The 13,243-nt window shown below is 52.1% G+C and carries 12 protein-coding genes; 5 read left to right on the top strand and 7 right to left on the bottom strand.

Going from position 1 to position 13,243, the window contains the following annotated elements; genetic code table 11:
* Window positions 1-130 precede the first annotated feature (130 nt).
* A complete protein-coding gene (locus COO92_RS01140; RefSeq protein ID WP_022731092.1) occupies window positions 131-571 on the top strand; it encodes a GcrA family cell cycle regulator in 441 nt (146 codons plus the stop codon).
* 131 nt (window positions 572-702) lie between these two features.
* On the opposite strand, the gene COO92_RS01135 is transcribed toward COO92_RS01140, so the two are convergent.
* Window positions 703-2,658, bottom strand: coding sequence for a bifunctional 2',3'-cyclic-nucleotide 2'-phosphodiesterase/3'-nucleotidase (locus COO92_RS01135; RefSeq protein WP_101299154.1), 1,956 nt, complete (start codon window positions 2,656-2,658; stop codon window positions 703-705).
* Window positions 2,659-2,825: 167 nt separating this feature from the next.
* The gene (locus COO92_RS01130) at window positions 2,826-4,097 is read right to left on the bottom strand and encodes an MFS transporter (protein WP_101299152.1); all 1,272 of its coding nucleotides are present in this window, start codon (window positions 4,095-4,097) and stop codon (window positions 2,826-2,828) included.
* 156 nt (window positions 4,098-4,253) lie between these two features.
* On the opposite strand from COO92_RS01130, the gene COO92_RS01125 reads away from it, so the two are divergent.
* Complete coding sequence (locus COO92_RS01125) at window positions 4,254-5,054, top strand: AraC family transcriptional regulator (RefSeq protein WP_101299151.1); 801 nt, start codon at window positions 4,254-4,256, stop codon at window positions 5,052-5,054.
* A gap of 181 nt (window positions 5,055-5,235) precedes the next feature.
* On the opposite strand, the gene COO92_RS01120 is transcribed toward COO92_RS01125, so the two are convergent.
* On the bottom strand, window positions 5,236-5,673 hold the full coding sequence (locus COO92_RS01120; protein ID WP_101299149.1) for a hypothetical protein: 438 nt from the start codon (window positions 5,671-5,673) through the stop codon (window positions 5,236-5,238).
* Between the two features lie 890 nt (window positions 5,674-6,563).
* Here COO92_RS01120 and COO92_RS01115 point away from each other — a divergent pair.
* Entirely contained in the window at window positions 6,564-7,553 is a 990-nt protein-coding gene (locus tag COO92_RS01115; protein ID WP_165792248.1) for a helix-turn-helix domain-containing protein, read from the top strand.
* A 78-nt stretch (window positions 7,554-7,631) separates the two neighbouring features.
* Here the strand turns inward: COO92_RS01115 and COO92_RS21930 are convergent, their stop codons facing one another.
* Window positions 7,632-8,015 (bottom strand): hypothetical protein, encoded by a 384-nt coding sequence (locus COO92_RS21930; RefSeq protein ID WP_133125021.1) that lies wholly within the window; start codon window positions 8,013-8,015, stop codon window positions 7,632-7,634.
* A 178-nt stretch (window positions 8,016-8,193) separates the two neighbouring features.
* Between COO92_RS21930 and COO92_RS01105 the strand changes: the two genes are divergently transcribed.
* On the top strand, window positions 8,194-9,132 hold the full coding sequence (locus COO92_RS01105; RefSeq protein WP_101299145.1) for a DMT family transporter: 939 nt from the start codon (window positions 8,194-8,196) through the stop codon (window positions 9,130-9,132).
* On the opposite strand, the gene COO92_RS01100 is transcribed toward COO92_RS01105, so the two are convergent.
* Window positions 9,118-10,590, bottom strand: a complete 1,473-nt coding sequence (locus tag COO92_RS01100) for an MFS transporter (protein WP_101299143.1) — start codon at window positions 10,588-10,590, stop codon at window positions 9,118-9,120. The genes COO92_RS01105 and COO92_RS01100 overlap by 15 nt on opposite strands.
* 83 nt (window positions 10,591-10,673) lie before the next feature.
* Here COO92_RS01100 and COO92_RS01095 point away from each other — a divergent pair, with 83 nt between their 5' ends.
* Window positions 10,674-11,285 (top strand): TetR/AcrR family transcriptional regulator, encoded by a 612-nt coding sequence (locus COO92_RS01095; RefSeq protein WP_101299141.1) that lies wholly within the window; start codon window positions 10,674-10,676, stop codon window positions 11,283-11,285.
* Window positions 11,286-11,287: 2 nt separating this feature from the next.
* Here the strand turns inward: COO92_RS01095 and COO92_RS01090 are convergent, their stop codons facing one another.
* Both COO92_RS01090 and COO92_RS01085 read right to left on the bottom strand, forming a co-directional pair.
* A complete protein-coding gene (locus tag COO92_RS01090) occupies window positions 11,288-12,187 on the bottom strand; it encodes a ketopantoate reductase family protein (protein WP_101299140.1) in 900 nt (299 codons plus the stop codon).
* A gap of 115 nt (window positions 12,188-12,302) precedes the next feature.
* A complete protein-coding gene (locus COO92_RS01085) occupies window positions 12,303-13,238 on the bottom strand; it encodes a nitrilase-related carbon-nitrogen hydrolase (protein ID WP_101299138.1) in 936 nt (311 codons plus the stop codon).
* Window positions 13,239-13,243: the final 5 nt, after the last annotated feature.

The following is a 13,243-nucleotide window of genomic DNA, read 5'->3' as shown; positions in this document are numbered from 1 at the left end:
GAATCTCCATGACACTTGCGTTGCGCGATATTAGTAGATACGTCTGTATCCCTGTTTGACATCGAACAATAAGCATCTGTCATCGGTAACATACCGTCGGGCAGACAACGGAACACGGAATATACTCGAAATGAGCTGGACGCCGGAAAAGATTGAATTGCTGACTTCGCTCTGGAATCAGGGCTGGACCACGGCACGCATCGGTGAAGAACTGGGCGTTGGCAAGAATGCTGTGGTTGGCAAGGCACACCGCCTGGGACTGCCCAAGCGCCCCTCCCCGATCCAGCGCCGCGCGGAAGAAGCCGAACAGAAAAAGGCTCCTGCGCCGAAACAGCAGAGCAAAGGCATCTCTATCTATGATCTCGGGCCGGGCATGTGCCGCTGGCCGTTTGGTGATCCGGATACGGATGATTTTTATTTCTGCGGTAAGAAAAACATTCCGACCAAACCCTATTGCGATGAACATTGCGCGCAGGCCTATTTGAACGGCAAAAACCCTCGTGAAGACAATCCGCCTTCGCAGCAGGGCGGTCCGAACAGAGGCCCACAGCGCCCCGGCGCAAAGAAATAAGCTGATCAGCTTAGAACGACCTCCAGAATTCAAAAAGCCGCCCGACACATCCGGGCGGCTTTTTCAGTTTCATATTCTGAACCGGAACACACCAAGCATAGCGCAAGGCGGGTCCGGCCAAACATCAATCATTATTTGGTTTGCAGGACATATTTGGCAAAACCGTCCTTATCTTCGCCGATAAAGCTGATGTCGTCAGGGGCATTGACCGCCGATGATGCCTTTGGACTGGTGACGAACGTCACCTCGGACGCATCCCCAATCGGGGCAAAGCTCCAGTTACCATCCGCCTTCGGGTCAATCGTCTTTTCCGACAGAATATAGTTGCCCAGAACGGTGCGGTTTTCATCGGGTGCCTCGATAATGATGGTCGATCCATCCAGCCCCGGGAAATTGCCCCCACCACCGGCGCGGTAGTTGTTGGTCGCGACAACAAACTGCTGATCAGCGCTCACCGGTTTGCCCTCAAATGCCAGGTTGACGATACGGTGACTGTCGGCATTGACGACCTCACCCGCCTTGTTGTAGCGGGCTGGTTTGGTGACATCGATCTGATAAGTAACCCCGTCAATCACGTCATAATTGTACGTCGGGAAATCCGGGTTAATAAGCGGCTGTTCTTCGCGACTGTTCGGATCAATCTGATTAAACTGGCCGGCCGACATTTCTAGCCACTCGCGAACTTGATCTCCATTCAGCAGTACCGCACGGACTGTGTTGGGATAGATATAAAGATCCGCAACGTTCTTAAGCGCGATTTTGCCTTCTGCAATATCGGTAAAGTAATCCGGGCCGCCACGACCACCGGCCTTGAACGGAGCCCCGGCTGAGAGGATTGGAATACCGTCATATTCCGAACCGTTCAGCAGTTTTTCCAGATACCATTTCTGGGCATTGGTCACGATCTGGATCGACGGATCATCGGCCACCAAGGCAAAGAAGCTGTTGATCGGGGCCTCAGTTGTGCCGACACCTTCGCGCATATAGGCAATGGTGGCTTCGTGTTCTTCTTTTACCGCTGCGACCACATCGGGGTCGGCTTCGACAAGCGGGGTAACTTCACGACCTTCACGCTGATAAATCGGGCGGGCTTCCGACAGGCTGTCGACCACGCTCCATGTCCCGTCATCTGACACATTCAGTTGCAGGTCAATCACGCCAAGGTGACTGCCCCAAAAGCCCGGCATGACGGCTGCAACACCATTAATCGTGCCCTTGGCAAGATCGACACCTTTGACATCGGCAAAGTCTTCTGAGGGGAACACCGTGTGGGCGTGGCCAAACAGGATGGCATCAATGCCTTCAACTTCGGACAGGTAATAGGTGGCGTTTTCTTCCATGCCATGGCGTTCCATGGTCGAAAAGCCGGAATGAGGCACCGCAATAACGATGTCCGCCCCCTTGGCACGCATTTCCGGCACGTATTTCTTCGCCATATCGACGATGTCTTTGGAAATCACCTTACCGGCGAGGTTGGCCTTATCCCATTGCATGACTTGCGGCGGAACAAACCCGATCACGCCAACTTTTGCCTTATGGGTTTTACCGTTATCATCAACGAATTCACGATCCAGCAAAACATAAGGATCGAAATACGGTTTGTCGTTTTCTGCGTTATCATCGCCGTCATCGACAAATATATTGGCACTGACATAGGGGAAATCGGCACCGGCGAGTGACTTGGCGAGGAAGTCCAGACCATAGTTAAACTCATGATTGCCAATGTTGGCGGCGTCATACCCCAGAAGGTTCATTGCCTTATAAACCGGGTGTACTTCACCTTTTTTCAGTCCGCGTTCCTTGGCCATATAATCGCCCAGCGGGTTACCCTGAATAAGGTCGCCATTATCAACAAGGACCATGTTCTCGGCTTCGCCGCGTGCGGTTTTGAGCAATGTCGCGACCTTGGCGAGCCCGACCGTCTCAGACGCCCCATCACGGTAATAGTCATAATTGACCAGATGCGTATGAATGTCGGTGGTTTCCAGAATGCGAAGCGAGACCGAACTGTCCGCCAAAGCCGTCCCGCTGGCCAGTGCCAGCGACAGCCCGACGAGTACAGCCCCAGTTTTACGAATGTGCGCCATGTGTCTTTTCCCTGTTCACGTACTTAATCACGAAACATTATTCCCGTTCAGATGGTCAACATTTTGAAGATTTTGCGAAAAAGATGCGGCAAACACAAACAGAAACGCCTGCGTCATTGCGCAGGCGTTTCTAAAGTCACGTCAATCGACAGTTTAAAAGCTTCTGATCAGGCCGGATGCAGTTGCGCCGATTTATACCCCCGCACCACCTCATTTCCCGGTTCCGGGTCATTCGGCACGTTAAGGGCAAGGACCAGCGACACGGCCGCCATCGCAGCCCCCGCAAGGAAGACCGCACTTGGTGACAACAGCCAAATCAGGCCAAAGGCTGCGGGAATAAACACCGCGGCGATATGGTTGATTGTAAAGCTGACACCCGCAGTCGAGGAGATATCAGCCGGATCAGCGATCTTCTGGAAATAGGTTTTGATCGCAATCGCCATCGCAAAGAACAGATGGTCAATCACATAAAGCCCACCGGCGATCTTGTCGTTCTCGACAAAGGCATAGGACACAAAGACGATGAACAAACCGACATATTCAAACGTGAGTGCCCGTCTCTCGCCCCATTTGGCAATCAGTTTTCCAATTTTTGGTGCCAGCACCATGTTGATCGCATGGTTGAAAAGGAACAACAGCGTGATGGTCGCGGCGTCATAGCCGAATTTCTCAACCATCAGGAAACCGGCAAAGACGGTAAATATCTGACGACGGGCACCGCTCATGAAGGTCAGGGCGTAATACAGCCAATAGCGTTTGCGCAGGATCAGTTTTTTGGTTTGCGGATGCGCATCAGAGAATTTGGGGAAAGCGCCCCAGACAAACAGGGCGGCAAGAACGGTCAACGCCCCCCCCAGCAGATAGACATAGCGATACTCGACATTGAACACTTCAAGCATCACCCAGACGATGCCAAACATCACCAGCGACGACACGGACTTGGCTGAAAGCTGCCGGCCCATCACCATCGCGGTGCGTTCCTTTTTCACCCACTGCAGGGACAAGGCCTGCTGCATGGTTTCAAAGTAATGGAAGCCAATCGACATCAGGACCGTGGTGCAATACAGCCCGATCACCGTCGGGAAATAACCCGAAATCGCCACCCCGATCCCCAACACCAACAATGAGAGCAAGGCAAAGGTCTGTTCGCGTAAAATCAGTAGAACAAATATCGCGCTAAAGGCCATAAAGCCTGGAATTTCCCGCAAAGACTGCAAAATTCCGATTTCACGTCCGGTAAAATCGGCCATCTCGACCGAAAAATTATTTAAAAGCGCCATCCAGGTTGAAAAGGACAGCGGCATGGCCGCAGCCATAACAATCAAAAGAACTTCGGGGTTGCGCCAGCCCTTATAAACCGGGCCACCGACATCACCATTTGCCACGTCACCGAGCGGGGCGGCGTGATTACTGGCTTCTGGTATGATTTGTTTGGACATTTTGTCTCCCCAGACAGGGCCGCGTTGGTGGCGGGTCCTTTGTCACAACAATGGTTGATTTGGAATGAGACCAAGTTAAACCTGTCGAGATCGTCTGTCTTACGATAATCTGCCAATATATACCGCAAATCAGACAGTTTTATTTGGACGAATGTCATGTCCCACATCATGAACACGTTTGAAGGCCGTCCCATTCATCACAACAACCGTCCCCGGCCAAAAGAATTGCCGCGTGCGGTCTATGTCCGGGTCAGTGATATGCCTGCGGGCTATCACGTTGCCGCCCATAGTCATGACTGGAACCAGCTCTTATACGCCATTGAAGGAACCATGACCGTCCTGACAGAGGCCGGCATGTGGATCGTCCCGCCACAGCGGGCTGTCTGGGTGCCGCCCCATACCGATCATGCGGTAACCTGCAGCGGATTAACCCGTGCACGCCACCTTTATATCGGACGTGATGTTTCGGTGAACCTACCCAACCGATGCATGGTTCTTGACGTCAGTCCGCTGTTGCGTGAACTGATCCGTGCGGCGACCGAAATCCCGACTGAGTATGACGAAGACGGCGAAGAAGGGCGTCTTATCCGTGTTTTGCTCGATCAACTAAAGGCCCCGGATCAGGACAATTTGTATTTGCCTGCCCCAAAAGACCCCCGACTTTCAAGGATATGCGAACATCTGCAAGGGGATCCTGCCGACAACCGCACACTTGATGACTGGGCAAAGGTTTGTGGTGCGTCAAGCCGCACACTTGCCCGTCTGTTTCAACGTGAAACCGGCATGCCGTTTCGTGAATGGCGGCAAAAGTTGCGACTGCTGTATGCGCTGGAACGGTTGGCCAATGAACGGCCAGTCACAGAAGTCGCCATTGATTTGGGATATGAAAACACGTCAGCCTTTATTGCCATGTTTCGCAAGGCAACAGGCAAAACACCCGGGGGCTATTTCCGGTAAACCGCTGGATGCTGCGCCAAGAGAAAAAAATCGGATGCGTGGTGCGCTACAGATCGCAAAAAACTACCGCCGAACAGACAAAGTCACCTTCGTCGTTTCGGCGGCGCAATCATTGATCACAGACAACTAACTGGTCCGGACAATTGGGGGGCTTGTAAAACCCCATCCATCCGGACAGCCGTTAATTCGGTTTGTAATAACGTGGACCGGGTGGGATCACATTATCCGTGCTGTCGTCTTTGTGTTCATATACTTCGTTTAATGTCGGCTTTCCCGCTGGCTTTCGGCGGCTTTCGGCACACATATTATGCATTTCGATCATGGCATCCGCCGACCAGCCATTATTATTTGTCAGCGATCGCTTGGGCGGAAGCTTTTCCGATGTTCGATGCTCAATGGTTTTGGGATCTCGGCGCTTGGCTTCAAGCCCAGAATTTACTGAAATCAATCGTTCAAGGGCGGGCATGATATCGACAATGGACTTTAGGACCGCAACACTGTCGCCAATCGCACGGATCATTGCTGTGGCGTTTTCAGCGTTGGAATTGTCGAAGCAGGTCGAATCTTCCGCTTCTTGTGCGGAAAATAAGGTGCGCTTGGCCGCAGCAGTCAAACGCATCGAAATGAGATCTTTCCAAACCTCGTGGTTTGGTTCCCCATGCCGACGGCCTGGGTCTAGATGGCAGTTTTCCCCCAGATACCGTCCAGGGTCTGTATGATAGACCTCTCCTTTACGGCGTGCTGGGTGTAATTCGAATGAATTCATCTTCTCCCCCGGAGAAATATGACGGCTCTACCTGATCGCTCGAAGCGGATTGTGCTTTCGAGATTCTATTTTAGTTTTGTCTAGACGGAGATATCACACATTGCGTGAAACCAATGCGCAGAGCGTCCAAAACATTTTACATAATGTCCAGAAAAAGCCCGCTAACCCTTGCCATCCGCGCGTTACAGAAACACGGACCAATACTTTGGTGTAGAAATTCAAGAATTTACTATACTAAAGTATTTTCAAATATATAATTAATTGAATATATAAATATACGGTATGCGAAGTTCGATCTGACCCGTGGCGCGAGCCTCAAGGCGCAAGACAAAAACAGTAAGAAATACAAGCACCTAAAATAAGGGACTCCGTCACAAGTAGTACGAAAACTGTTTCCCTGGCTCTTCGGCCTGACAACCAGACGTCGGCCTGCAACACGTGGTCCTTGGCTCGGACATTGTGGTCTATCCCGAGAGTCCCTGTACCGCACGACGGTGCATTACCACTTTCTCAGCATTCTAATTAACACTTTTAGTATGCCTATACATAAGTGATTTTGCACTATTGGTTAATTTAAGTTATCTTACATTAGTGGATAGGCAAGTAAGCCTGACCCAATCCACATTTCAAATAATGCATCATCCGATGCGTGCCATGTAGGCCATTTGGGGAAGATAACAATGCAATCGGAACAGGCGTCAGCTGGTTGTTCCAGCTCTTTTTTTACGGTCGATAACCTTCCAATGCATGAACGCTATGGCGTTTGGAAAGACTCAATCAATTGTCTTTTTGGGGTCGAAGCCGACAAAACAGTTCGCGAAGAAAACTTTACGTCAAGTATTGAGTCTCATCTTTTCGGCTCATTGATGTTGATGGATGTGAAATCACGGCAACAAAGTTTTGAACGTGCGTATAGTCAGATTGCTGGCAACGGTATGGACCACTATGGCGTTGGCCTTTACACCAACGGTACGGTTCATTGCGAAACCGGTAAGGGCGGCACGGAAATAAAACGTAATGGCCTTGTTGTCTATGACCTGACACAACCATTTATAGCCCAGACAAGTGATTTGCAGACCTTAACACTGGTCATCCCGCGTCCCCTTGTTGAAGAATTACTTCATCAACCGAACGATCACTGCATACGGTTTCTTGATCCAGGCGACCCGATGGTCCGAATGCTGCGTGATCAATTGATCTCATTGCACAAAAATGTCCGTTCTCTCACTCATCAACAGTCAAGTACTGTCGAGAAAATATTCGCCTTGATGTTCGCAAACTGCATCAACACGGCAACCGGCCTCACCCGTGAAACAAGCCATCAGCGAAACGGCATCATGAACATGGTCCGCATGCGCCGTTACTTTCGCGACAATCTTGGCTCACCGGATCTGAACCCACGTCAGGCGGCACATGATCTTGGGGTCTCTCGGTCCAAGCTGTACAATTACTTTGCGCCTTATGGCGGTGTTTACAATTACATTCGCGACATGCGGTTACGTCAGGCAATATCGCTGTTGAACGATCCTTTAAGGGCCCGTTCTTCGATCTATGACATTGCTTTGGAGTGCGGCTTTTCCAGCGACGCCAGTTTTATCCGGGCATTCCGTGAAAAGTACGACACAACACCGGGCGAAGTCCGCAATGGGGCCGTGGTTAACGAACGCCAAACAACAAACACCAATGACCTTGTCGACAAACGCTATGAAAGCTGGCTTTACGGGCTGATCTAATGGCACAACGCCCAACCGACGTGGTACGGTTGGGCGTCCTTTTCAGGCTTTTGTTAGACGATCGGGGAGATTTGTGCGTTATACTGCCCAAAGCGTTGTATCGTGCGCGGGATGAATGCCCACGACCGCCATAATTTCAATATTCTCGGCCTCGAACATCCGTATCATATGAAGGCCATGATACGGATTGGGCACAAGAATAATATCCCCAAGACCAAGGTATTGCGTAATCGCCTGATCAAGGTTTGCAAGATTTTGTTCAATAATCACCACTGGACGCTGGTGAGGTGGCTGTCTGCACGCGATGACATCATCGCCGCTACAGTACGTCGCGCTTAACATCATCAAAGGCCTTTCCCTACCTGGTTTTCGACCTGCACCATCGCCCGATGACATTTCATCGTATCTGGCAACGGCACCCTTTCTGATGAGCACAACTTTGAAGCAATCTGGCAATGTCACTATGCCGTTTGTCCATATCTATGCACTAAGCGTCCAGATATTTGCCTTCACCCTGCAAAACCTCGGCACCTGCGACCAAGTCGCAAATTTTCTTCAGCCCAGATATGAGAATTTGTCATTCATGCAAACCTGACGGGTTCCGGTATTGATAAAGGAAGCATGTCGGAGGTTAGCAGGAATGAATACATTTTGGTCCGGTGTTGGCTTGCGGTTAGCGGCGACCGGCCTGTTTGCGATTATGAGCCTTTTTGTCCGGCTGGCGTCTTTTGAGGCACCGGTGGGCCAAATCATGTTCTGGCGAAGCTCCGTCGCGCTGATCCCGATTGTGATGTATTTGATGTGGCGACGCCAGTTCCCGCGTGGACTTCGCACCGCGCGCCCGATGGGACATCTTAAACGCAGCACATTTGGCGTCGTGTCGATGTTCTTTTCGTTCCTGTCTTTGGCCTATCTACCGCTTGCTCTTGCAACCGCACTTGGCTTCTTGGCACCGCTTCTGGTTTTACCGATTGCCATGGTCATGCTGCGGGAGAAGCCTGGCATTGCCGTGTTTACCGCCACTTTCGCCGGGTTTGGCGGCGTGTTCCTGATGCTGTGGCCGACACTCTCAACACCGGGGATCGATACTGGTGTTCTGCTCGGCATTGGGGCTGGGCTTGCCATGGCCGTCACCACCGCCTTTGCCAAGGTTCAGATCAAGGCCCTGACAAGCACGGAATCAGCTGGCACCATCGCGTTTTATTTTGCTGTGATCTGCTCGCTGGGTGGGTTGCTGACCCTGCCGTTTGGCTGGGCTGATCCATCCTTCAAAGTTCTGGCCTGCCTGACCGGAGCGGGGCTGACCGGTGGACTGGCCCATATTTTCATGACCGAAGCATTGGCACGCGCCCCAGCATCGACACTGGCCGCATTCGAATATACCGCAATGATCTGGGCGCTGTTGCTGGATGTTACCGTGTTTGGCCTGCTCCCCGCACCGGTGAGCTTGGTTGGGGCTTTCCTGATCGTGCTTGCCGCAGCAATTGTGATGTTTGGTGACAGAATAGGCGTTCCCATTCCAAAACCGGACATCACAACGCCACCAGCCAAAAAGGTATCACCGTTACAACCGGACTGATCCCACTCGATTTTCCGCGCGCATCATCTGTAATGCTGGCAATGTCATTGCAACTGCCAATAGCAGCAAAAAGACCAATCCCGACAGCATATCTGGCAGCCCGCCCCATGCTGTCAGCGTTGCGATAACCGCCACGCCGATACAGGCCCCGGCCCGCTGCACCAGATTGATCAAGGTAGCCGCATCGCCCATGCGCCCCTTATCCACCGAAACATAGGCGCCAGTCACTGCTGGCATCTGAGTCAATGCCAGACCCGCACCGCGCAACGCCAACAGTATAGCCAGCATAATAAAGCTGCCATTTTCAGAAAACATCAACGCAACGGTATTGAGCAAAAGCAAACCAGATCCCGACAACAAGACCGCCCCGGCTCCAAACCGATCGCAAAGCATGCCGCAAACCGGCAATGCCAACGCCGCCCCGGTCCCCATAGAAAACAACAATCCGCCAATCTGGCTCAACCCTAAACCGGTTTGCGTCTCGAAAAAAACTGACAAGAACAGCAACCCGCCGTACATGTTCATCGCCGTCAGGCCCGACGCGAAGAAACCAGCGCGAAAACATGCCACCTCCATCAAGGATGGATCAACAAGACACCTTCCGCACGACGGTGTTCTTTTAAAAAAACAGACAAGGGTGACAGTCCCGACCGCGATCATCCCCGCCGCCAAATCCATATGGCTTGGCTCTTGCACAAGGATAGCCCCGGTCAGAGCCAAAAGCAGCCCCGTCGCCAATAGCAGATATCCCCGAGCATCAAAGTGCGCATTATAATCTGCCTGCTTAGGTTCATTGGCCGACAGAAGAAATGAACCAACCAGAGCCAGCGCGCCAACCGGCATGTTAAGCCAGAATATCCAGCGCCATGAAAACGTCTCAACCAGCCAGCCACCAATAGCTGGCCCTAGTGCAGGACCAAGTGCGACGGCAAAGCCGACACTTCCCATTATACGCCCTAACTGCCTTGGACCGGCCATCCGCCCAAGAAGTGCCTGTCCCGCCGGGATCATTATTCCCGCCGAAAGCCCCTGCCCGATACGTCCGGCAATCAAGGCCACTGCGTCGGGTGCAACAGCACACATGATTGAACCGCCTAGAAACGTTACCAGTGTTATCACCCATAAACGTGCATTCCCAAACCGGTTGCCAAGCCATCCGGTCAGCGGCAAAGAAACTGCCATAGCCAGCAAGTAACTCGAAACGGTCAGTGTACCTGGCGAGAGTTCCGGAAGCAGTTCTGACCATAAACCCGAACTGCCGACGCGATCATCAATAGGCATAGCGTCTGACCTGAGAGGGAATTTTGAGTCAATTTGCCCAACCGCCAGATTTATGACGGTTGAATCCATCATCGCCAGAAATGCCCCCGCACCGATCACGGAAGCAATCAACCACAAACGTGGTGGGATGTCGCATGCCACACTATTCTTTGACGGCGTTTTTTCCTGATCAGGCATTTGTTCACTCCTGACTTTGCCTGCATTGATTTTTATGGTACAACTGTATCATAAAAATCAGATCAAGAAAATGACGGAACCAGATGCCAAAATTTGTCGATCATGAGCAACGTTGCAACGAGATCATCAATGCCCTGATCAAGCTTGCCACACGCATTGGACTGCATGAGGTCACAATGCGCGCCGTTGCGGCCGAGGCGAATGTTTCCCTACGTCTGGTACAATATTACTTCACTGACAAAGCGGGGCTGATGCATGCCGCCTTGCTGAAACTCGAAGCAGACAGCCATCAAAGATGGGCTGACCGTCTTTCGGGGGAAATCACTAGTGAAAATCCGCGCCGTATCCTTGAGATATTTGCTAACGAAGCTATCCCGAATGAACCGGACAGCCGGACTTTCCATATTGTCTGGTTGTCCTATGCGGTTATTGCCATGACCGATAGTGTTATGGCATCCCACCCTTTCGCCGACGGACCAAAACGATTGGAACGACAACTTTGTAATCTGTTTATGGAATGTCAGCGGGACGGCAGCTTACCAGCACAGGCCAATCCGTCCTTTGAGGCCACTAGGCTGATCGCGCTTGTTCACGGGCTGGGCACATCCGTAATGATTGGCCATGTTGACGCCGCGGCCGCCATCGCTGTCACTCAGCGTCACCTTGACGATGTCTTCAAGCAAACAAAAATGTGAAACTAACCCGCAACGCCCTTAAGTTCGCGTAGCCGGGTGATGGCATGCAACGCAAGATTGGTCGGGGTGGCAATGCCAAATTCGCGGCCTTTGCGTACGATATAACCATTGAGATAATCGATCTCGCTTGGCTTGCCGCGTGCCAAATCCTGTGCGGTCGATGAAAACTGCGCGGGCATGGTTTCGACAATCTTTTCAATTGCCCCCCAGACGTCACCCGGAACAGTAACGCCGCAGGCCGCCGCAACCGCAAGGCATTCATCCACCGCATTGCGCATTACATCCCAAACACCGTCCTGCTTCACCAGTTCGCCGTATGGGGTCTGGGTAATTGCGGACAACGCGTTATAGGCACAGTTGAGAATCATTTTGGCCCACAATGCACCATCGGCATTTTCGGAAATTTCGACGGGAATGCGCGCCGGACGCAATGTATCTGCGACCACCTGGCTTTGCGATGACATGCCAATGACGAGTTCACCGCGACCATGGTGTTTCACATGGCCGGCACCACCCATGCTGGTTGCAACATACACCACCACAGGAATAACTGGCTGACCAAGAACCTGACCAAGGCGTTCGGCGTTATCAACACCGTTTTGCAGACTGAGGATAATGGTGTCCTTGCCAATAAACGGTTTGATCTGCTGACCCGCATCTTCCGTATCCGTCGACTTTACACAAAACAAAATCAGTTCTGCACCGTCAACGGACGAAGCCTCCGTACTGCCGGTCACAGCGACATATTCCTGCGATGTTCCCAGATCGAGAAGCAATCCATCGCGGTTCATTGCCTCAACATGGGTCGGACGTCCGATCAAGGTCACCTCATGCCAGGCGCGCGCCAGCATGGCACCGTAATAACACCCGACGGCACCTGCACCCATAACTGCAATCTTCATGCGATTTTTGCTCCAAACTTATTTGTATCTTGGTCCATGTCACGCACACAGATGCCCCGTGGCCAGATTACCCAACCAACATCATCCTTGTCATTTTGCCGCAAGGTTCAAGTCGTTATGACGTCTTACTGTTGATTTGCACGTGATTTGCCGTCCAACCACCGGGCCAGACTTCGGCATCGCCACCACGCAACGCACGGACAAGTCCAACCGGGATATCCTTGGCGATCAGCATTTCACCATCGCCACCATCATCAAATGTTGGTTCGGTCTGGGCAAAAATACCCGTATGGCCAAGCTGCGGCTCGCACGGGGTAAAGACCGAACAGCCGGAATAATTTGTCGGGTTTTGCGTTGTATTGATTGCCGTCCCCGTCGTGCCACATGCCCCGATCACGGTCATCAGTTCAACTGCACGGGCTTTGGCGCAGCCAAACACACGGTGATAGCCCGACGGGGTCATTGTCATCGAGGGCACCAAAAGTAGATCAATATCAAGCGGGGCGAGCAAACACGAAAGAGCAGGCATTTCAATATCAAGGCAGATCAGAACTGCTACGTTCAAACCGCGCCATTTAAAAACGCCAAACTCCTTACCTGGGATAAGGTTCCAGTCATCGGGCTCCTGCTCACCGGGAGTTAGGGAAAGTTTATCCTGAATGATTGCATCGCCTTCTGGCGTAAAGATCATCGCACTGTTTGTTTGCCCCTTGGCCGGGTCCGCCGGATCAAGATGCCAAGGCATGCTTCCGGCGACAAACAGCATGTCATGCTTTTTTGAAAGCCGGACGGCATGTTCACGTGCAGCCGGCGCCTGATCCGCCATCCAGGAAATTTCCTGATTGGTTTGAAGACCTTCTGGCTTAAAGGCCATCCACTGTTCACTGTCATATTCAGGCATGACAAAGACCTTCGCTCCCTGTTTGGCGGCCTTCGCCATTTGCCCATCAACATGATCGGCCCAATCGGCCATGCTGCTGATCGGTTTACCAAGGTTGGTGGCCCAAAGCGCAATCGTAACGTAATCAGGGAAAGAAGCGGGCGACGTCATGACAT

The organism is Thalassospira lohafexi (genome assembly GCF_002844275.1).
Lineage (GTDB): Bacteria > Pseudomonadota > Alphaproteobacteria > Rhodospirillales > Thalassospiraceae > Thalassospira > Thalassospira lohafexi.
The sequence above is the reverse complement of the archived record's forward strand: the minus strand, read 5'-3'. Positions and strand labels throughout refer to the sequence as shown.